The following is a 20533-nucleotide window of genomic DNA, read 5'->3' on the forward strand; positions in this document are numbered from 1 at the left end:
CGTCTCCGTCGACATCGCTCGCGGGCGCTCGACGGAGGCCGCGATCGAGAGCCTCGACTGGAGCGAGGGAGAGATCGTCCTCATCGGATCGAGCCGACTGGCGCAGCGCCACACGATCTTCCTCGGCACCACTGCCAACAAGATGCTCCGCAGTCTGCCCGTGCCCATGGTCGTCATCCCCCGGTACCATCCCCTCGACGGTGCGGACAGTCCGTCCCAGCCGATCTGAGATGAGCGCGACTTCCGACGATCAGCACGACCGTCGCCGGACCGAGATCCGATCGCCGATCGAGATCAGCGCCGCTGCCGATGAACCCCTCTACCGGCAGCTGCGAAAAGCTCTCGAGCATCAGATCATGTCCGGAGCGTTCAACCTCGACACTCCCCTGCCGTCGTCCCGGACGCTGGCGCGCGAGATCGGAGTCTCCCGCAACACCGTCAACGCCGCGATCCAGGAACTCGTCGCCAGCGGGCTCGTCGAAGCCCGGTCGCGCAGCGGCCACTTCGTCAATCGCGAGCTCGTCGAGGGAGAGACGGACGCGACCGAGCCGGTGCCGGATCGAGCGGAGTCGATCGACTGGGCCGCGAAGGTGCGCGTGGGGGCGGACGCCGCACTGCCGGAGATCGTCAAGCCCAAGGACTGGCGCTCCCGCCCGTACCCCTTCGTGGCGGGCCAGATCGATCCCGAGGAGTTTCCCCGCCTCGCCTGGGCGAAGGCGCTGCGCACCGCGATGGATCCCGAACATCTCTGGCACTCCGTGCGCGATGCCGTCGACGAGGACGATCCGATGCTCGTCGACATGCTGTGCCAGCGGATCCTGCCGGCGCGCGGCATCCACGTCGGCGCGGAGAACGTCCTCATCACCGCCGGCTCGCAGCAGGGGCTCGATCTCCTCGCGCAGATGCTCATCCACCCCGGGATGCGAGTCGGAGTCGAAGACCCCGGCTACCCGGATGCCAAGCACTCCTTCGCCCGGATGGGAGGCAGCCTCGAGGGCATCCCCGTCGACCGCCGGGGAATGGTCGTGCCCGACAGCCCGCCCGATCTCCTCTACGTCACACCCAGCCATCACTGCCCGAGCAACGTCACCCTCGACTCGGCACGGCGCCGACACCTCCTCGCGCAGACGCGCACCGCCGATTCGCTCATCATCGAGGACGACTACGATTCGGAGTTCCGCTACCGCGGCAAGCCCACCCCTGCACTCAAAGCACTGTCGGGATCCGATCACGTCATCTACCTCGGATCGTTCTCCAAGTTCCTCGCCCCCGGTCTGCGGCTGGGCTACATCGTCGCCGATTCCGGGCTCATCCGACGGCTGCGCACCCACCGCCGCTATTCCATCCGCCACGTCTCCGGGCACACCCAGCGCGCCATGGGTCTGCTCATCGAATCCGGGCAGTACCAGCGCACCGTCGTCCGCCGCCGCACCCACCTGCGGCAGAAATGGCTGCGCCTGACCGAGGCGCTGACGGCCGAGCTGCCGTGGACGATCCCCTTCCCGGCCGGCGGGGTGAGCGTCTGGATCGCCGGTCCGCCCGAGCTCGACGCCCGCGACCTCGCCGCCGAATGCCTGCGCCGCGGGGTCGTCATCGAAGGCGGTGACGCGTTCTTCCTCGATCCGCAGGGCTCGCGCAACCACTTCCGCCTCGGCTTCTCCGTCATCGGACTGGAGGCGATCCCCGCCGGTGTCAAGGAGCTGAGATTCGCGCTCGAATCCCTGCTCGGCAGTCCTCTGACCAGCTGAGATGCCGATCCCCGCGCTGGTACCAAAGAAATGCCACCGGATTGGGGCTTCAGCCGCGGGCCCGTCGACACCAGAGTGAGACCAGGATCACTTCCATCGATGATCCCGGCCGCACACACCGTCGTGGCGGCCACGACTGCAGGATTGGAGAGTCGCGTGACGAACTCGGATATGAGAAGCCGTGCACAGAAGCACCTGTTCCCCCACTTCACCACCGGGAAGGTGTGGAACGACGACAGTCTGCCGATCATCGTCGGCGGTGAGGGAAGCTATCTCACCGACGAGAACGGCGACCGCTACCTCGACGGCCTGGCCGGCCTCTTCTGCGTCAACATCGGACACGGGCGCACGGACATCCCGCAGGCCGCGTTCGAGCAGATGAGCCGGCTCGCCTACTGGACGAACTGGGGCTCGGCCCACCCGGCAGCCATCGACGCGGCGACCTTCATCGCCGAGCACGCCCCGGGCGACCTCGAGACCGTGTTCTTCGTCAACTCGGGGTCCGAAGCCGTCGAGTCAGCCGTGAAGTTCGCGCGCCAGTACCACGTCGCGCAGGGTGAACCGCAGCGCACGAAGATCATCGCCCGCGACATGGCCTACCACGGGACGACTCTCGGGGCCCTCGCCGTCACGGGGATCCCGGCCTACAAGGCACCCTTCGGCGATCTCATGCCGGGCGTCTTCCACGTCCCCAACACCCTCGGCGAGACGATCCCCGAGGGCGGCACCGCCGCGGATCTTCCCTCGATCCGCGCCATCCGCGAGCTCATCGAGGCTGAGGGAGGCGACACCTTCGCCGCGCTCTTCGCCGAGCCCGTGCAGAACTCCCGCGGCGCTCTCGTTCCTCCCGACGGCTACTGGCAGGAGCTGCGCAGGATCTGCGACGAACACGGGATCCTGCTTGTCGCCGACGAGGTGATCACCGGATTCGGGCGCCTCGGCGAGTGGTTCGGCTCGATCAAGTTCGACGTCGTCCCCGATCTCATCACCTTCGCCAAGGGCTCCACCTCCGGCTACGCGCCCCTGGGCGGGGTCATCATCCGCAGACCGCTGGCCGAAGCCGTGCTGTCCTCACCGCAGGCGGGCCTGTTCACGCACGGCGCCACCTGGGGCGGACACCCCGTGAGCACCGCGGTCGCCGTGGCGAATCTGACGGCCGTGGAGAACGAGAACGTGCTCGGCAATGTCCGCAGCCTCGAACCCTACTTCCAGAACGGCCTCGACCGGATCGTCGAGGACCATCGCAGCATCAGGGAGTATCGGGGGGCCGGATTCTTCTATGCCATCGAGATGATGGGCGATCGGGAGACCGGTCGCGAACTCACCCCGGAGGAGTCGAAGACCGTCCTCACCGAGGTGATCCCCGCGGCGATGAGAGAGGTTCAGCTCATCACGCGGCCGGACAACCGCGGAGCGACGATGCTCGTGCTCTCCCCGCCGCTGACTGCCGACCAGGACGTCCTCGACGACCTGCTGACGAAGGTCGACCACGTCATGAGCGCAGTCGACGCCCACCTCGGCGCCTCACTCCTCACCGCGGTCTGAGGCAGCGATGAGCAGCTCACCGGTCGCCGACGCCGCGCCCGACCTCGCCGGGGAGCCGACCGCGATGCCGGACGGCATCGACGATCTGCTCGTGACGCGAGTGCGCGAGGAGGGTGCGGGGATGCCCGCACCCCGGATCATCCTTCCCGAGGGGGACGATGAGCGGGTGGTGCGTGCGGCCGGTGTGCTCGCCGACCTCGGCTTGGCCCCCGTGCTCATCGGCGATGCGGGCACCGTCGGCGCCCTCCGCGCAGACGGTCCGCGTCGGCCGGTCCTCCCGACGGTCGAGGCGGCCGACCTCGCCCACGGTGCGGCCGGCGCCGTCATCCGGGCGAAGGCGGTGGGACGCCATGCGGGAGCGGCCGACACCTGGCTGAGCGATCCCGTCCACCTGGGAATGGCCGCAGCGGCGGCCGGCATCGGGGACGTCGTCGTCGCCGGTGCGACCCGCCCCACGGCCGACGTCATCCGCTCGGCGCTGCGCATCCTCGGTCTGGCACCGGGCACCGCGCTGCTGAGCTCATCGTTCCTCATGAAGCTCGCCGACGGCCGGTATCTCGGGTTCGGCGACTGCGCCGTGGTGCCGAACCCGGATGCTGCCCAGCTCGCCGCGATCGCCCGCGCCACCGCGGACACCTTCACCTCGATCACCGGGGAGTCGCCGGCAGTGGCGATGCTCTCGTTCTCCACCGCCGGCTCGGCCGATCACCCCGACCTCGAGATCATCCGCTCGGCGACAGCCGCTCTGAGCGCCGCGCACCCCGATCTCGAGGTCGACGGGGAGCTCCAGTTCGACGCTGCGCTCATCGACTCCGTGGCGCGCGCCAAGGCGCCCGAGTCGACGGTGGCGGGGCACGCCAATGTGCTCATCTTCCCCAATCTCGCCGCCGGCAACATCGGCTACAAGATCGCCGAGCGCCTCGCCCATGCGCAGGCCTTCGGGCCGCTGCTCCAGGGCCTGGCCTCGCCTGTCAACGACCTGTCCCGCGGGGCGAGCGCAACCGACATCGTCAATGTCGCCCTCATCACCGCCCTCCAGCATCTGACGACGCAGAGCCGCGATCGGCGCTCCGTCGCAGATCCCACTCAACGTGCGGCCGCGCGGCGCACCGGCGCCACGGGCACCCGCCCTCAGCGCTCCCATTCACCGCGCCGAACGATCACACGTTCGTGATTGAAGAAGAGGTTCCATGTCCGAGTCAACAGAGCATTCGACCCCGCAGACAGCACCTGCCGTGACCGCACACCACGATCAGCCCGAGCGGCTCGCGAAGACGCTCAAACCGCAATGGGTCTTCGCCATCGCCCTCGGCTCGGCGGTCGGGTGGGGAGCGTTCATCCTTCCCACGGACTGGCTCGCCACCGGAGGACCGCTGGGCGTGCTCTCCGGCTTCGGCATCGGTGCGGCGCTGATGATCGTCATCGCGGTCAGCTACGGCTTCCTCATCCGCACCTTCCCGGTCTCCGGCGGCGAACTCGCCTACGCGCTCATCGGCTTCGGTCGCGTGCAGGCGTTCTTCGCAGGATGGTTCCTCACCTTGGGCTACATCTGCATCGTCGCCCTCAACGCCTCGGCGCTGGCTCTCCTCTTCCGCACGCTCATGCCCTCGATCATCGAAACCGGATATCTCTACACGGTCGCCGGATGGGACGTCTACCTGCCGGAGGTCCTCATCTCGATCACCGCGCTCGTCGTGTTCGCCCTGCTCAACATCCGCGGCAGCGCGATCTCCGGCCGCATCCAGTTCTGGGCCTGCGTGATCATGATGGTCGCCGTCGCCGCGATCCTCATCGCCGTGCTCGCCAGTCCGGTCTCCGTCATGGCGAACATGTCGCCGAGCCTGCCCGACGGTGTCAACCCGTCGGCGGCGATCTTCGCCATCGTCGCCATCGCCCCGTGGGCCTTCATCGGATTCGACAACGTCCCCCAAGCCGCAGAGGAGTTCGACTTCTCCCCGAGCAAGGCGATGCGGCTGATCATCCTCGCCATCCTCGCCGCCGCGGCCCTCTACATGGCGATGGTCTTCGCCGTGGCGGTCGCCGAACCGTGGCAGGAGCTCGCGACGTCCGGATCGGCGTGGGGCACCGCCGAGGCGGTCACCGGAATCATGGGCGGCTCCGGTCTGTTCCTGTTGGCCGTGGCCATCACGATGGGGGTGAGCACCGGCCTCAACGGCTTCTACGTCTCCGCCAGTCGCATCCTCCTGGCGATGGGCCGGGCACAGATGATTCCGCCGGTCTTCGCCCGTCTCCACCCGAAGTACAAGACCCCGCACATCGGGATCCTCGCCGTCATGCTCATCTGCCTCATCAGCCCATGGTTCGGCCGTGCCGCACTCACGTGGGTCGTCGACATGTCCTCGATCGGCGTGACGATCGCCTACCTCTACACCTGTCTGTGCGCCTTCCGGATCTTCCGCCCCAGCAGCGAGACTCCGGCCGCGGATGCTCTGCCGGGCACCTACTCGACGGTGAAAAAGGTCCTCAGCGGTCTCGGAGCCGTCATCGCGGTCTTCTTCATGGGCCTGCTCCTCATTCCGGGGTCACCCGGAGCCCTGGGCAGGGAGTCCCTCATCGCGCTGGCCGTCTGGATCGTCATCGGCATCGTCTTCTTCGTCTCCCGAATCCGGCACAACCGCCGCCTCACCGACGCTCAGGTCGACATGCTCGTCCTCGGCAACGAGCGTCCGGCACCGACCCGCTTCAGGGAACGCGCGCAGCTGCGCCGTGAGGGTGCACTGCCGCAGCCCGACGACGAGACCTCACGCGAGGGCTGAGAGTCCGCACGCCACGGCGGTCATGCCTGAGCACCCGGTCAGCCGGGGAACGCTCAGGCATGACCGCCGTGGCGTCCCAGCGCGGTCCTCAGGGCCTCGACGACCGCGCGGGTCGAGGCGCGATCGCCGAGAGTCTCCGGCTCAAGGGCGATCGCCGACTGGTAGAAGTCGGAGACGTCGCATCCGAGGCCGACTCCGATGAGGTGACGGTCCGGACGCGCCGCCGCCGCGATCGTCGCAGCGAGGTCCCTCGCCAGATAGTCCTCGTCGTTGGCCTCCGCGGTCGCCCCGTCTGCCGGACTGCCGTCGCTGACGACGACGAGCACGGTGCGCGCGGCATCGACCCGGTCGAGGCGCGTGAGCGCCCAGCGCACCGCTTCCCCGTCGACGCCTTCCCGGTAGAGCGAGAGCTTGAGCAGGCCGGCGAGAGCGAAGCGGGCCCGGCGGGCAGTGGTGGCGGAGTCCTTGAAGACGAGGTGGTCGACCTCGTTGAGTCGACCGATGCCGGCCGGGGACCCGGACCTCTGCCAGGACCTCTTCGGTCGTCCGCCGTTCCACGCGCCGGTGGTGAAGCCGAGGACCTCGGTGACGACATCGAGACGGTCGAGGGCCGTGACGAGACCATCGAGGAGAGCGGCGAGTCCGGCGGCGTGGGGCTTCATCGACCCCGAGCAGTCGAGCAGGAACGTCACCGCGGTGTCCGGCTGACCCGTCGTCGTCACATCCCTGAAGACACGGCGCTCCCCCGGTGAGGTGATGAGGCGGGAGAGTCGGCGCGGATCGAGGACTCCGGATTCACCGTCCTCGAGGTCGCAGACCTCGACCGGAGCGGCGACGACGGGCTGGAGTCGGCTGATGATCGGCGCCACCGGCGCTCGCCGGTCCTGCGTCTGCTCATCGAGCTGCCGACGCAGATCGCGCAGCTGCGCCGGGCGGACGACGTCACAGATGTGACGGGTGCTGTCGAAGCTCGCGTCCCAGATCGCATAGCCGCGGCCGGCCGATCCCGGCGACTCCGGCGACCCGCCGGGAGCGGCGAAGGGACTCTCGGAGACATCGAGCACGAGTGAGAACGCCGAGGCGGTACCCCTGCGGCGCGGTCGGGTGCCCTGGCCCCACTGCTCCTCGTTCTCGGCCATGCGCGCCGCGACGAACGCGGCGAAGTCGAGCGCGGCGGGAAGGAACGCCGACTGGGACGTCCGCGTCCGTCGCAGGCGGACCAGCAGCTCACCCATGTCCGCGGCGAGATCGGCTCGGGTCGCCTCGATGAGGTCGACGCAGTCCTCGCTGATCGGCTCTCCGGTGAGCGTCGAGCGCGCGACCACCGTGATCGTGAGCAGAAGGATCCCCTGGTGGGTCTCGTGCAGGCGCGAGCCGAGGAACTCCCGGCACCACTCGGTGTGCCGCTGCGCGAGATTCTGTCGCACCCCGGGCAGGTCCGCCAGCGCCTCGCATCGGAACTGCTCGAGGACCTCGACGACGAGCCGCTCCGCCGTCGAGTCCGGAAGGGCTGACCTGTGATCGCCGAGGTCGCTGTGGCGCATCCGCAGCGCCATCGCATCGGCGGCTCCGCGCAGGGAGGAGAGGCCGGCATCGGCCAAGGAGGGATAGAGGTGCGGAGCGTTGAGAGGAAGTCTCCCGTGGGTGTCGATCGGACGGGCGCCCCAGCGGTCGAGGTCGGAGTCTCCCGACAGCGCCCGCAGCACTCCTGCCAATGTCCGGTCGATGCGTCGCTGCTCGTCGGCGCCCCGCGAGCGGGACCGGTCGGCAACATCGCGGTGTCCCCGCGGTCGGGTCGACGGGTCCATCTCAGTCCACCGACAGCGAGGTCAGCACTGCGGGATCGGTGCCGAAGCCGCGTTGGAGGAATTCGCCGAGGAGAACGTGCTCGGACGGGTCGCAGCGGTTGGCGAAGGAGAACTTGAAGGCGAGTTCGACGTCGTTGAAGATCAGGGCATTCTGCGCCCAGGAGATGACGGTGCGCGGAGACATGAGCGCGGAGAGATCGCCGGCGGCGAAACCTGTCCGGGTCATGTTCGCCACGGACACCATGGTCTCCGCCGTCTCCCTCCCGAACCGCTCGACGAACCCGGGCACTTGGCCGGTGACGACCTCGTACTCACGCTGCGGTGTCAGATAGTCGAGCTTCGCGACGATGCCCCACCGGTCCAGCTGGGCCTGGTTGAGTCGCTTGACGCCGCTGTAGAGGCCGTTGAGGTTGCCCAGTCCGACGGTGTTCGCCGTCGCGAAGAGCCGGAACTGGGAGTGCGGACGGATGACGCGGTTCTGTTCGGTGAGCGTGAAGAGACCCTCCCGCTCGAGCAGCCGCTGGATGATGAACATCACCTCGGGCCTGCCTGCGTCGTACTCGTCGAAGATCAGCGCCATCGGTCGGCCGAGGGCGAACGGGACGATGCCGTCCTCGAAGCGGGTGCGCGGATGGCCGTCTTCGATGACGACCTGGTCCTTGCCGACGAGATCGGTGCGGGAGATCTGACCGTCGAGGTTGATCCGCATGACCGGCCAGTTGAGCCGTGCCGCGACCTGTTCGATGTGCGTGGACTTTCCCGTGCCGTGCAGACCCTGGATGAGGACGCGCGAATTGTGGATGAACCCCGCGAGGACGGCCCGGGTCACCTCCGGGTCGAAGCGGTAGTTCGGATCGATGTCCGGGACGAGGCTGTCGTCGCCGGTCAGCCGCGGCACCTGCAGGTCGCTGTCGAGGCCGAAGAGCCGACGGGCGGATTCCCAGGTGATCGAGTCCCCGGCCGGCGTGGGGTCGGACATGGTGCTGAGCGGATCCGTGGCGGTGCGCATGGTCGGCGCTCCCTTCGTCTGGCGTTCCCCGAGGCGAGAGGCGGTCCGCTCCGGCGACGCATTCGTGGTCGTATCAGGCGATCTCGGTGCTGCGGTCGATGTCGTCGATGCGGGAGATCTTCTCGGCTGCGGCCTGCACCAGCGGCAGGAGAGCGACGAGATCGTCCTCGGACTTCCGCAGCACCGGGGCCTGAATGGCCACGCACTGATTCGACCTCCCCGCTTCTCCGGGGACGAGCACGGCCAGGCACACGAGTCCGTCGAGGTACTCCTGGCGGTCGACGGCGAATCCCTGCTCCCTGATCTCGGTGAGCTCCGCGTCGATGCGGTCCGGATCGGTCATCGTGTGTGGGGTGAAGGCCGGCAGCTGCGACCCGGCCAGCAGACGGCGGCGCTGAGTCTCACCGTACTGGGACATGATCATCTTCCCGCTGGCCGATGCGTGGATCGGCACGCGGGCTCCCGCTTCGAGGTGGACCCGCAGGGGGTGCTGAGTCTCGACGCGGTCGAGGTAGATGACGTCGCTGCCGGCGACCGTCGTGAGGTTGCAGCTCTCCTCGACATCCTCGGCGAGCTGGGCCAGGATCGCGCGACGAGCCCCGTGCCGTGTGTCGTTGAGCAGAATGTCCTCGGCCATGCGCCGCAGGCGCGCACCCGTTCCATAATGCCGGCCGTCGCTGTGCCGGGTGATGAGACCGGCGCCCTCGAGCTGCTGGAGCATGCGGTGAAGCGTGGGCTTGGGCAGTCCGGTCTGCACGACGAGGGACTGCAGGGTGAAGATCTCGTCGCGCGTCGAGATCAGCTCGAGCAGCGAGATGAGGCGCAGCGCCGGCGTCTCCCCGACGAGCGAGAGTTCGGCGCCGAGGCCCGGTTCCGCGAGATTGTCCATGAGCACGCCCTCCTTGGTGTCTCGGAAAATCATACCAAACAGAATAATAACCGGAACACGTATTGACGCGGTCGCCCGCCACCGCCTAGTGTTCTAAGTGTTCAACTTTTTCATCCGAATTGAACGAATAAACGAGACCTCGAAGACGTGGTCTTCCCAACCTCAAGGAGGAGTTGGCATGACAGAACTCGCTGATCGGACCGAGGTCGACGCACCCGAACACGCTCCGAAACCGCAGAAGATCACCTCCTCGGAGGCATTCGTCGAGACCATGGTGGCCAACGGCGTCACCGATGTGTTCGGCATCATGGGATCGGCATTCATGGACGCGATGGACATCTTCGCGCCGGCCGGCATCGACTTCGTTCCGGTCGTCCACGAACAGGGCGCGGCCCACATGGCCGACGGATACGCTCGGGCATCCGGCCGCCACGGAGTGGTCATCGGGCAGAACGGGCCCGGCATCTCGAACTGCGTGACCGCGATCGCGGCGGCCTTCTGGGCGCACTCCCCGGTCGTCATCGTCACGCCCGAAGCGGGCACTAACTCGATCGGGCTCGGTGGATTCCAGGAAGCCAATCAGCTGCCGATGTTCCAGGAGTTCACGAAGTACCAGGGCCACGTGACGAACCCCGCGCGGATGGCCGAGTTCACCGCCCGCTGCTTCGACCGGGCCCAGTCGGAGATCGGGCCCACCCAGCTCAACATCCCCCGTGACTACTTCTACGGCGAGGCGGCCCCCGACATCCCGCAGCCCCAGCGCATCGATCGCGGTGCGGGCGGCGAACAGAGCCTCAACGATGCCGCAGAGCTGCTGGCCCAGGCGAAGAACCCGGTGATCATCTCCGGCGGCGGAGTCGTCATGGCCGACGGAGTCGAGGAGTGCATCGCCCTGGCCGAGCGCCTCGGCGCACCCGTGGTCAACAGCTACCAGCACAACGATTCGTTCCCCGCCAGCCATCCGCTGTGGGCGGGCCCTCTGGGCTACCAGGGGTCGAAGGCGGGAATGACCCTGCTCAATCAGGCCGACGTCGTCCTCGCGCTCGGCACCCGCCTCGGACCGTTCGGCACGCTCCCGCAGTACCAGTTCGAGTACTGGCCCACGGAGGCGAAGATCATCCAGGTCGACGCCGACCACAAGATGCTCGGACTGGTGAAGAAGATCGACGTCGGCATCTGCGGCGATGCCAAGGCCGTGGCCGCCGAGCTCCTCGGGCGCCTCAACGAGAAGACCGTCATCAGCGACGCCACCAAGGACGAGCGGGCGAATCTCATCCGCGCGGAGAAGGAGGCCTGGGAGGCCGAACTCGATTCCTGGACCCATGAGAAGGACGAGTTCTCCCTCGACGTCATCGACGAAGCGGAGAAGGAGGAGGGCAACTGGCTCCATCCGCGTCAGGTGCTGCGTGAGCTCGAGAAGGCGATGCCCGCCGACGTCATGGTCTCCACGGACATCGGCAACATCAACTCGGTGGCGCACAGCTACCTGCGGTTCGAGCGTCCGCGCAGCTTCTTCGCCCCGATGAGCTTCGGCAACTGCGGCTATGCGCTGCCGACGATCATCGGCGCGAAGCGAGCCGCTCCGGAGCGCCCGGCCATCGCATATGCCGGTGACGGCGCTTGGGCGATGAGCATGGTCGAGGTCCTCACCGCCGTCCGCCATGACATCCCCGTCACCGCGGTCGTCTTCCGCAACCGCCAGTGGGGTGCGGAGAAGAAGAACCAGGTCGAGTTCTACGGTCGCCGCTTCATCGCCGGTGAGCTCGACAACGGGGAGAGCTTCGCGGCGATGGCAGAGAGCATGGGCGCCGATGGGATCGTCGTCGACAGGCTCGAGGACGTCGGCCCTGCACTGCAGCGGGCCGTCGATGCGCAGATGAACGAGGGCAGGACCACGGTCATCGAGATCATGTGCACGAAGGAGCTCGGCGATCCGTTCCGGCGCGACGCACTGCGGATGCCGGTCCGCACACTCGACAAATACAAGGACTTCGTCTGAGGAAGAGGATCAGGGGCGCGCGGCAGCAAGCCGTGCGCCCCTTCGCCGTAGGGAGACTCCGTTGAACTGGTACATCGTCTGGATACTCGCGTTCCTCGCCCTGCTCTTCGCCGTCAGCCTCCGCTCCTCGAAGACGGTCAAGACGGCCGACAACTACGTCATGGGCGACTTCAGCCTCGGCTTCTTCCCCATCTGCGGATCGGTGATCGCCACCGTCACCGGTTCCGCGGCCCTCATCGGCGCCGCCGGCAAGGGATTCACCCTGGGTGTCTCCTACCTCATCACCAGCCTCGCCTTCGTCGGCTTCACCATCGCCACCGTCATCGTCCTCGGCCCGACGATCCGCAGGCTCCGGCTCTACACGCTGCCGGAGCTCTTCGCCCGCAGGTTCGGCAGAGCCGCAGCCCTCATCCCCGCCCTCATCACCGGACTGCTCTACATGACCCCGACCTTCGGGATGCAGCTGGTCGGCATGGCGGCCCTGCTGTCGTCGGTGACACCGATCCCGACGTTCTGGGGAGTGCTCCTCGGCTTCCTCGTCACGCTCGCCTTCACCATGATCGGCGGACTGCCGAGTGTGGCCTGGACGGACGCGATCCAGACCGTCGTCATCCTCGCCGGCGTGGTCCTCGCTCTCGTCGTCGGCATCGCCGCGCTCGGCGGTCCGGCAGAGGTCGTGGCAGCCACTCCCCCACAGCTGCTCGAGTTCGACAGCATCGGCGGCATGGAACTCCTCAACTGGTTCCTCATCTTCGGGCCCTTCTACATCGTCTGGCAGACCACCTGGCAGCGGCTGACCGCCGCGAGTACGCCGAAGATCGGATACTCGGCCGTGACGATCGGCTTCATCGTGTCCGGACTCGTCAGCGTCGTCGCCGTCCTCATCGGCATCGCCGCCCTCCAGCGATTTCCCGCCGACACCAAACCCGACCTCGTCTACACGAGCTTCATCTCCGAGATCTTCCCGCCGTGGCTCGGAGGCCTGCTCATGGTCTCCCTCGTCGCCGCCCTGCTCACCGGCGCCACCTCGTTTCTCCTCAGCGGGGCCATCAACATCTCCAAGGACATCTATCAGGGGTGGGTCAACCCCGGTGCCGGGGACCAGCGGATCCTCGTCGTCTCGCGGCTGTCGGTCGGTGCGATGGCGGTGCTCGGACTGGTCATCGCCCTGCTCATCGACGACATCATCGCGATCTACGAGCTGGCGCTGACGTTCACCGCGTCGACGCTCGTCATGCCCGTCCTCGCGGCGATGTTCTGGCGCCGAGCCACGACGACCGGGGTCATCGTCAGCATGGTGGCGGCTGCCGCCGCAGCCGTGCTGTGGAGGCTGGCAGGCACTCCCTTCGGTCTGCACGAGATCGCCCCCGGACTTCTCGTCTCAGCGATTACCCTGGTGATCGTCAGCCTTGTGTCTCGGCACTCCGCCAACGAGACCGTCACCGCCTACGCGCTGGAGGGACGCGGGACCCCGACCGGCGAATCGACCGACGCCCACGAATCGAGGACACTGAGCAATGAATCCTGAGGACACCATCGTCTACCCCGCGCGGCGGATCCGCACCGGTGATCCGTCGTTCCCCGTCGCTGAGGCCGTGGCCGTGCGCGGTGACCGGATCCGCGCGGTCGGCATCGTCGAGGAGCTGCTCACCTACCCGGGTGCCGTCCTCGACGAGCGCTACGGGGATGCCGTCATCCTCCCGGGATTCGTCGAAGCGCACACCCATGCCGGCACCGGCAATGTGTGGAAGCAGACCTACGTCGGATTCCTCGACCGCACCGAGCCCAGCGGGCGCCACTGGCCCGGCTGCACGAGCATCGACGAGGTCGTCGAACGGCTCAGAGTCGCCGAAGCTGAGCTCGACGATCCGCAGCAGCCGCTGCTCGCGTGGGGATTCGACCCCATCTACTTCCCCGGGGAGGCATTCACCGCAGCCGACCTCGACGCCGTGTCGCCGCACCGACCGATCCATGTCATCCACACGAGCGTGCACGCGTGCGTGGTCAACTCCGCGGTCATGTCGCGCTACGGCATCAGCGCAGACACGATGGTGCCGGGCGTGGTCAAGGACTCGTCAGGAGCACCGACGGGCGAACTGCGGGAATTCACCGCGATGGCGCTGGTCAGCGACCTGACCGAGGGCACCGGTCCGCTGAGCATCGACGCCGCGGCGCTGCGGGCCTTCGGACAGGAGGGGGTGAACACCGGGACGACGACGCTGACCGATCTCGGGTCGCTGACGCTGATGGATGATGCCGGCGTCGACCTCTATCGCAGCGTCGTCGACGAGACCTTTCCGGCCCGCCTCAATGTCTTCCATTTCGGTGCGGGCGTCGGAGCGCCGCGGCCGTCACTGAGCGATGATGCCGCGCGCCTCGTCGACCTCGCAGGACAGTCATCGGCGCACCTGCGCCTGGGCAACGTCAAACTCATGCTCGACGGGTCGATCCAGGGGTTCACCGCCCGACTCGAGGCGCCGGGCTATTTCGGGGACGAGCCCAACGGGCTGTGGAACGTCACCCCCGAGGAGTTCTATGCGGCGTTCAGCGTCTTCCACCGCGCAGGACTGCTCATCCACGTGCACTGCAACGGCGACCAGGCCACAGAGCTGTTCCTCCAGACCCTGCAGCGCGTCCTCACCGAAGCCCCCAGGCCGGACCACCGGCACACGTGCACGCACTCCCAGCTGACGACGGCCGCCCAGTACCGGCGCCTGGCAGCGCTGGGCGCCTGCGCGAACATCTTCGCCAATCACATCTTCGCGTGGGGCGATCAGCACATGGACATCACCCTCGGTCCCGACCGCGCCCGACGCATGGACGCCGCCGCCACCGCACTGCGGGAGGGCGTCCCGATCTCCCTGCACTCGGACTCGCCGGTCACCCCGTTGGGACCGCTGCGCACGATCACGCACGCCGTGACGCGCAAGAGCCAGACCGGACGGGTGGTCGGCGACGGCGAGGCGATCAGCGTCGACGAGGCCGTGCGGGCGATGACGCTGGGCGCGGCCCATATGCTCCACATGGACCACGAGGTGGGTTCGCTCGAGGCAGGCAAGTATGCCGACTTCGCCATCCTCGCTGACGACCCGTACGAGGTCGACCCCGACCGGATCGGCGATATCCACGTCCGCGGCACCGTCGTCGGCGGCCGCCATTTCGACTCCCGCATCGCCGCCCCTGCAGACAGCTGATGAGCGCACGCCTGAGCATCATCGGCGGCTACCTCGGCTCCGGCAAGACGACGCTCATCAATGCCCTCCTGGCGGCGGGGACCCTCGGACGCACGGCCGTGCTCGTCAATGATTTCGGGGAGATCAGCATCGATGCCTCCCTCGTGGCATCACAGACCGAGGACACCGTCGAACTGACCAACGGCTGCATCTGCTGTCAGATCACCGATGACCTCGGCCGCGCGATGCGCGCCTTCTCCGACCGTGACGATGTCGACCACGTCCTCGTCGAGGTCAGTGGGGTCGGCGATCCCACCGTGCTCGGAGCCTGGCGGCGCTTTCCCGGCTTCGCACCGGGTCCGATCATCGTCTGCGCCGATGCGACGAATCTCCGCACACTGCTGTCCGATCGGTTCGTCTCCGATCTCGTCGAACGCCAGATCGGCGGGGCCGACATCGTCCTCGTGACCAAAGCGGACCGTGCCTCCGCCGCGGACATCGCATGGACCCGACAGGCGAGTCTGCGGTTGGCTCCGAACGCCGAGATCCTCGATGCCGATCCTTCGCACCTCCCTGCTCGGCTCTGCGGAACCGAGGTCAGTCCCCGGGCGGGCACGCTCCCCGGCGCCCCAGCGCCGGCACCCGATGCAGGTGGAGTCCACTGTTCGCGCACGGTCGACGGACTCGACACCGTGGATCCGGCCGCGATCCTCTCGATCCTCTCCGACCACCGTGCCCTCCTCGCCCGCGCCAAGGGCTTCATCGGCGACGGTCACGGACGCTGGCACGAGGTGCATCTGGCGTCCGGGCGCATTGAGTCACGCCCCCTGCCGCGATCATCTGCGCCGCCGGGCACGGCACTCGGCACCATCGTGCTCATCGCCGCCGGAGACAACGCGCAGAGGACCGTGGAGACGGTCGCGTCTGCGCTGGCGGCGGTGCGCTGACGGATTCACCCGGCCGGCGACGCGCCCCTGCTTGACCGCCCTCGCGGCGAGTGCCAAACTGAACGAACGATCAGTGACTGTGGTCACGAGCTCCGCGACGAGGCGGAGGCGGCCCGCTCACGGCACCAATGGAGGACGAACCCTGTGAAGCGCAACCTGTACGACGACGACCATGAAGCCTTCCGCGACACCGTCGGCGCCTTCCTCGACCGGGAGGTCGTGCCGCACGTCGAGGAGTGGGAGGAGAACCACCTCGTCGACAGGGGCATGTGGGAGAAGGCCGCGGCGGCCGGCATCATCGGGCTCGCGATCCCCGAGGAGTTCGGCGGCGCCGGCGTCGACGACTTCCGCTTCGAGATGGTCCGGTCGGAGGAGATCGCGCGCCGAGGCGTCGGCGGAGTGACCGCGGGGTGGGGCGTGTCCGACGGCATCGTCCCCGGCTACCTCATGGCCTTCGGCACGCAGGCGCAGAAGGAGAAGTACCTCACCGGCCTCGCGACCGGTGAGATGATCGGCGCGATCGCGATGACCGAGCCGAATGCCGGTTCGGACCTCCAGGGCATCACGACGAAGGCCGTGCGCGATGGCGACGAGTGGGTCATCAACGGCGCGAAGACCTTCATCACCAACGGCATCCACGCCGACTTCGTCATCGTCGTCGCCCGGACGAACCCCGAGGCCAAGGCCGCCCGCGGGACATCGCTCTTCATCGTCGACGCCGACGCTCCGGGCTTCGAGCGCGGACGCAAGCTCAAGAAGCTCGGGATGGAGGCGCAGGACACCGCGGAGCTCTCGTTCACCGACGTCCGCGTTCCGGCCGACGCCCTCCTCGGCGAACTCGACAACGGCTTCATCCACCTCATGGTCAACCTCCCCACCGAGCGCCTCCTCATCGGCTCGGGGACCTTGGCCGCAGCGCGCGCCGCCCTGACATGGACGGCGGACTACGTGTTCGACCGCCCGGCGTTCGGTCAGACGATCGGGGACTTCCAGAACACCCGCTTCGAACTCGCCGAGCTCGAGACCCGTGTCGACGCGCTCGAGGCGTTCATCGACCGATGCGCGCTGGCCCTCAACGCCGGCGAACTCACCGCAGTCGACGCCGCCAAGGCGAAATACCTCGGCTCCGACCTCGAGATCGAAGTCGTCAACCGCTGCCTCCAGCTCTTCGGCGGCTACGGCTACATGCTCGAGTACCCCATCGCGCGCGTGTTCAAAGACAACCGGATCCAGGCGATCTTCGGCGGAGCCAACGAAGTGATGAAGGAGCTCATCGGCCGCGACATCGCTCAGCGCCACCGCACACGCTGAGGCCGTGACACCGGGACCCGGCCATCCTGTGATGCCGATCACAGAAAATCATTGACGCACCCCGGTCGACGTCAATAGGGTGAAGAGCACTGAACGAATGTTCACTCGGAGGGTCGACGCGGACTTCATCACCGACGATGCGCGTGCGCGGCCGCCGACGACGCTGGAGGCGATGACGCGATGAGCTCTTGGTTCGATACCCGACCGTGGATGGCGACGTGGGGCGACATCGCCCCGACACCGCACGTCCTCGAGACGTCGACGACGCTGCGGGACCTCGCGGCGACCGTCGAGGCGCACGGCGACGAGGTGGCGCTGACGTACTTCGGGTTCGCACCGACATGGGCGGAGTTCGACCGGTATTCGACGGCGTTCGCCGCCTACCTCAGCGACCAAGGCATCACACCCGGTGACCGGGTGGGCATCTACGACCAGAACACGCCGGCGTTCATGATCGCGACCTACGGGATCTGGAAGGCCGGCGGTGTCGTCGTCCCCCTCAATCCGATGTACCGCGGAGAACTCGAGCACGTGTTCTCCGACGCCGAGGTCAGAGCGCTCGTCGTGTCGAAAGCGGCCTATCTCGATCGCGTCAGGCCCTTTGCCGCGGACATTCCCACCATCGTGCTCGCCGATGACCGCAGCTACCAGGTCGACGGACCCGAGAAGCTCTTCGCGTTGTTCGACGCCCTTCCCGGCACCCCCGGGGTCAGCCCGGAACCGGGTGCGCCGGACCACCTCGGCGGGCCGGACTTCCAAGCCGTCGTCGACGCCTATCTCGATGCGGACTTCACGCCCGTCGACGTCGCGCCCGAGGATGAAGCGCTCGTCGTCTACACCTCCGGAACCTCGGGTCGGTCGAAGGGAGCGTCGGGCACGCATGCGGCGGTCTCGAGCAACTCCCGCTACAACATGCGCAATTCGTGGTTCGAGCCCGGCGACGGCTACCTCACGCTCGCCCCGATCTTCCACATCACCGGGTTCATCTGCCAGTTCATCGCCGCGGTCTCCGGTGGCGCGCGCCTCATCCTCAACTACCGGTTCGAACCGGAGTCGTTCCTCGGGCTCATCGTCAGGGAGCGGCCGACGTACATGGCGGGTCCGGCCACCGTCTACACGGCGATGCTCGCCCATCCCGCCGTCACCGCCGACCACTTCTCCTCGTTCAAGCGCGTCATGTCCGGTGGCGCGCCCCTGCCCGAGGGACTCGTCACGAAGTTCAAGGAGAAGCTCGGCATCGACATCGGCCAGGGGTACGGACTGACGGAGACGATGGGGCAGGCGGTCAGCGTCCCGTTCGGGCTGCAGGCACCGGTCGATCCCGACAGTGGCAACCTCTCGTGCGGGCTCCCCCAGCCGGACACGATGGTGCGGATCCTCGATGACTCCGGTGAGCCGGTGGGCCCGGGCGAACTCGGCGAGGTCGCGATCTCAGGCCCCGAGGTGGCCTCGGAGTACATCAACAACCCCACGGCCACGTCCGATCAGATCCCCGCCGGAGAGCTGCGCACCGGGGATGTCGGCTACATGAATGAGGACGGGTGGCTCTTCATCGTCGACCGGAAGAAGGACATGATCAACGCCTCCGGCTACAAGGTGTGGCCGCGTGAGGTCGAGGATGTCCTCTACACCCATCCGGCGGTTCAGGAGGCTGCCGTCGTCGGTGTTCCCGACGAGTACCGCGGTGAGGATGTCGCCGCGTTCGTCACCTTGCAGCCCGGCGCCGAGGCGACCCCTGAGGAGATCATCGCCTACTGCCGTGACCGTCTCGCCTCGTTCAAGGCCCCTCACCAGGTGACGTTCATCGACGAGCTGCCGAAGACGAGTTCGGGCAAGATCCTGCGCCGCACGATCCGCGCCGATGCCGCCGCGGCTGCCACGGCAGCAGCCTCAGGCGACCGCGGAGCCGCCACCGGGTGATCCCCGGTCCGGCCCGACCATAAGATCGCACCGCCCCGGGCGCACCGACCTACCCCAGGCTCACCCGGGAGGCCCCGCCGACACGGGCGAAACGGTCGGGCTGACAGGTGAGCAGCACGACCTGCGCGGTCTCGCCGATCCGGCCGAGGATGACGTTGAGGGCGGCGAGGCGCTTGGGATCGGCGAATCCGAAGGCATCGTCGAGGATGACCGGGGCGCCGGTCTGCGGGTCGACGAGGGCGGCCACGGCGAGGCGCCCGATGAGGGAGAGCTGCTCCTTCGTTCCGCCCGAGAGCGAATCGAAGGGCACAGTCGTGCCGTCGAGCGTCCGTGAGGCGATCTCGAGATCCTCGGAGACCTCGACGGCGAACGTCGGACCGAAGACCATTCGGCCCAGCCGCTCGATCTGCTCCTTGAAGGGCGCCACATACTTCCGCTGAGCTTCGGCCTTGTGCGCGTAGACCGTCGAGCGCAGCAGCGCGATCGCCTGCGCGCTCCGCTCGACCCTCGCGAGTCTCGCCTCCGCCGTCTCGAGCGTTTCCCGTGCCGCCCCGACCTTCTCGAAGATGCCCTCGCTGAGGCGATCGTCGATGAGCGCCGTGAGCTGGTCGACCTCCTGCCGGTCCGCAGTCTGCTGCGCCTCGTTGTCGGCGACGACCTTGCGGGCGTTGTCCCGCCTGGCCTCAAGCGTCTCGGGGTCGGCCGCCTCATAGGCGGCTCTCGCCTTGCCGAGCGCCGCCTCGGCCTCCTCGGCCCGTGCCCGAGCCGCGTCGAGGGCTGCGGCGAGACTCTCATCGGAGTGGTCGGCCTGCGCGGCGGCCACCGCCGCCTGCAACCGCTCCGACTGCGTCCGAGCCTCCTGCAGGGTCGTCTGAGCGCGCACCGTGTCGACTCGCGATTCGTCGCGGACGGCGCGGGTGCGCTCGAGGTCGGCTTCGGCTTCGGTGACGGCGGTCTGGGCTGCGTCGGCTGCCGCGTCGGCCTCCGCGACGATCTCCTCGAGTTCATCGACCGATGCGGCGTCCTCGGCAGTCCGCTCCTCGCGGGCGGACTCGGCCTGGGCATCCTCTGCCGAGCCGTCACCGGCGATGAGCGCCTCGGCGCGCGCGAGCTTCGCGTCGAGGTCGTCGCGTTTGTCCCGTCCGAGCAGCGCCGTCAGCGTCGCCGTCGTCTCGGTGACGACCGCCTCGGCATCCGCCCGGCGATTCGCCTGCTCGCGCGCCTGGTCGAGCGACTCGACACCGAGACGCTCCATCTCTGCGGTGAGCGCGCGCTCGGCAGTCGTCACGGCACGATCGAGGTCGACCGGCGACGCTCCCGGGCTCACGGTGATGTCGGCGATGCCCGTGATGGCGATGCGCACGTCGTCGACGACGGCGACCTCGCCCGTCTCCTCGGCGGCGATGT

General features: G+C 68.0%; 14 protein-coding genes and 1 pseudogene. 11 read left to right on the top strand and 4 right to left on the bottom strand.

Features of this window, described 5'->3' with window-relative positions; all coding sequences use genetic code 11:
- The 5 genes and pseudogenes from ABD154_RS11475 to ABD154_RS11495 all read left to right on the top strand — a co-directional run.
- A pseudogene (locus tag ABD154_RS11475) lies at positions 1 to 229 on the top strand (universal stress protein); the annotation flags it as partial.
- Position 230: 1 nt separating this feature from the next.
- A complete protein-coding gene (gene pdxR / locus ABD154_RS11480; protein ID WP_198498306.1) occupies positions 231 to 1748 on the top strand; it encodes a MocR-like pyridoxine biosynthesis transcription factor PdxR in 1518 nt (505 codons plus the stop codon).
- Between the two features lie 171 nt (positions 1749 to 1919).
- The gene (locus tag ABD154_RS11485) at positions 1920 to 3293 is read left to right on the top strand and encodes an aspartate aminotransferase family protein (protein WP_232623541.1); all 1374 of its coding nucleotides are present in this window, start codon (positions 1920 to 1922) and stop codon (positions 3291 to 3293) included.
- A 7-nt stretch (positions 3294 to 3300) separates the two neighbouring features.
- On the top strand, positions 3301 to 4467 hold the full coding sequence (locus tag ABD154_RS11490; protein WP_232623540.1) for a phosphotransacetylase: 1167 nt from the start codon (positions 3301 to 3303) through the stop codon (positions 4465 to 4467).
- A gap of 16 nt (positions 4468 to 4483) precedes the next feature.
- Entirely contained in the window at positions 4484 to 6070 is a 1587-nt protein-coding gene (locus ABD154_RS11495) for an APC family permease (RefSeq protein ID WP_198498304.1), read from the top strand.
- 53 nt (positions 6071 to 6123) lie between these two features.
- Here the strand turns inward: ABD154_RS11495 and ABD154_RS11500 are convergent, their stop codons facing one another.
- From ABD154_RS11500 to ABD154_RS11510, 3 genes are all read right to left on the bottom strand, one after another.
- Positions 6124 to 7878, bottom strand: coding sequence for a cobaltochelatase CobT-related protein (locus ABD154_RS11500; protein WP_344251332.1), 1755 nt, complete (start codon positions 7876 to 7878; stop codon positions 6124 to 6126).
- 1 nt (position 7879) lies between these two features.
- On the bottom strand, positions 7880 to 8857 hold the full coding sequence (locus tag ABD154_RS11505; protein ID WP_198498302.1) for an AAA family ATPase: 978 nt from the start codon (positions 8855 to 8857) through the stop codon (positions 7880 to 7882).
- Positions 8858 to 8960: 103 nt separating this feature from the next.
- Complete coding sequence (locus ABD154_RS11510; RefSeq protein ID WP_232623539.1) at positions 8961 to 9809, bottom strand: IclR family transcriptional regulator; 849 nt, start codon at positions 9807 to 9809, stop codon at positions 8961 to 8963.
- Between the two features lie 145 nt (positions 9810 to 9954).
- On the opposite strand from ABD154_RS11510, the gene xsc reads away from it, so the two are divergent.
- The 6 genes from xsc (at position 9955) to ABD154_RS11540 (ending at position 19126) form a co-directional block, all read left to right on the top strand.
- Positions 9955 to 11775, top strand: a complete 1821-nt coding sequence (xsc, locus tag ABD154_RS11515) for a sulfoacetaldehyde acetyltransferase (RefSeq protein WP_198498301.1) — start codon at positions 9955 to 9957, stop codon at positions 11773 to 11775.
- 61 nt (positions 11776 to 11836) lie between these two features.
- The gene (locus ABD154_RS11520) at positions 11837 to 13303 is read left to right on the top strand and encodes a sodium:solute symporter family protein (RefSeq protein ID WP_198498300.1); all 1467 of its coding nucleotides are present in this window, start codon (positions 11837 to 11839) and stop codon (positions 13301 to 13303) included.
- Complete coding sequence (locus ABD154_RS11525; protein ID WP_198498299.1) at positions 13293 to 14969, top strand: amidohydrolase; 1677 nt, start codon at positions 13293 to 13295, stop codon at positions 14967 to 14969. The genes ABD154_RS11520 and ABD154_RS11525 overlap by 11 nt, the downstream gene beginning before the upstream one ends.
- On the top strand, positions 14969 to 15895 hold the full coding sequence (locus ABD154_RS11530; protein ID WP_198498298.1) for a CobW family GTP-binding protein: 927 nt from the start codon (positions 14969 to 14971) through the stop codon (positions 15893 to 15895). The genes ABD154_RS11525 and ABD154_RS11530 overlap by 1 nt, the downstream gene beginning before the upstream one ends.
- A gap of 144 nt (positions 15896 to 16039) precedes the next feature.
- Positions 16040 to 17206 (top strand): acyl-CoA dehydrogenase family protein, encoded by a 1167-nt coding sequence (locus ABD154_RS11535; protein WP_198498297.1) that lies wholly within the window; start codon positions 16040 to 16042, stop codon positions 17204 to 17206.
- Between the two features lie 180 nt (positions 17207 to 17386).
- Positions 17387 to 19126: a class I adenylate-forming enzyme family protein gene (locus tag ABD154_RS11540; RefSeq protein ID WP_198498296.1), complete on the top strand. Its 1740-nt coding sequence runs from the start codon at positions 17387 to 17389 to the stop codon at positions 19124 to 19126.
- A gap of 49 nt (positions 19127 to 19175) precedes the next feature.
- On the opposite strand, the gene ABD154_RS11545 is transcribed toward ABD154_RS11540, so the two are convergent.
- On the bottom strand, positions 19176 to 20533 hold a 1358-nt coding region (locus ABD154_RS11545; protein WP_486303276.1), incomplete at its 5' end, for an ATP-binding protein.

The organism is Brevibacterium sanguinis (assembly GCF_039528855.1).
GTDB lineage: Bacteria > Actinomycetota > Actinomycetes > Actinomycetales > Brevibacteriaceae > Brevibacterium > Brevibacterium sanguinis.

What these genes read in the sequence shown, in the direction of transcription:
- pdxR (WP_198498306.1), top strand. Translation starts at nt 231, where the DNA reads ATGAGCGCGACTTCCGACGATCAGCACGACCGTCGCCGGACCGAGATC.
- ABD154_RS11485 (WP_232623541.1), top strand. Translation starts at nt 1,920, where the DNA reads ATGAGAAGCCGTGCACAGAAGCACCTGTTCCCCCACTTCACCACCGGG.
- ABD154_RS11490 (WP_232623540.1), top strand. Translation starts at nt 3,301, where the DNA reads ATGAGCAGCTCACCGGTCGCCGACGCCGCGCCCGACCTCGCCGGGGAG.
- ABD154_RS11495 (WP_198498304.1), top strand. Translation starts at nt 4,484, where the DNA reads ATGTCCGAGTCAACAGAGCATTCGACCCCGCAGACAGCACCTGCCGTG.
- ABD154_RS11500 (WP_344251332.1), bottom strand. Translation starts at nt 7,878, where the DNA reads ATGGACCCGTCGACCCGACCGCGGGGACACCGCGATGTTGCCGACCGG.
- ABD154_RS11505 (WP_198498302.1), bottom strand. Translation starts at nt 8,857, where the DNA reads ATGTCCGACCCCACGCCGGCCGGGGACTCGATCACCTGGGAATCCGCC.
- ABD154_RS11510 (WP_232623539.1), bottom strand. Translation starts at nt 9,809, where the DNA reads ATGATTTTCCGAGACACCAAGGAGGGCGTGCTCATGGACAATCTCGCG.
- xsc (WP_198498301.1), top strand. Translation starts at nt 9,955, where the DNA reads ATGACAGAACTCGCTGATCGGACCGAGGTCGACGCACCCGAACACGCT.
- ABD154_RS11525 (WP_198498299.1), top strand. Translation starts at nt 13,293, where the DNA reads ATGAATCCTGAGGACACCATCGTCTACCCCGCGCGGCGGATCCGCACC.
- ABD154_RS11530 (WP_198498298.1), top strand. Translation starts at nt 14,969, where the DNA reads ATGAGCGCACGCCTGAGCATCATCGGCGGCTACCTCGGCTCCGGCAAG.
- ABD154_RS11540 (WP_198498296.1), top strand. Translation starts at nt 17,387, where the DNA reads ATGAGCTCTTGGTTCGATACCCGACCGTGGATGGCGACGTGGGGCGAC.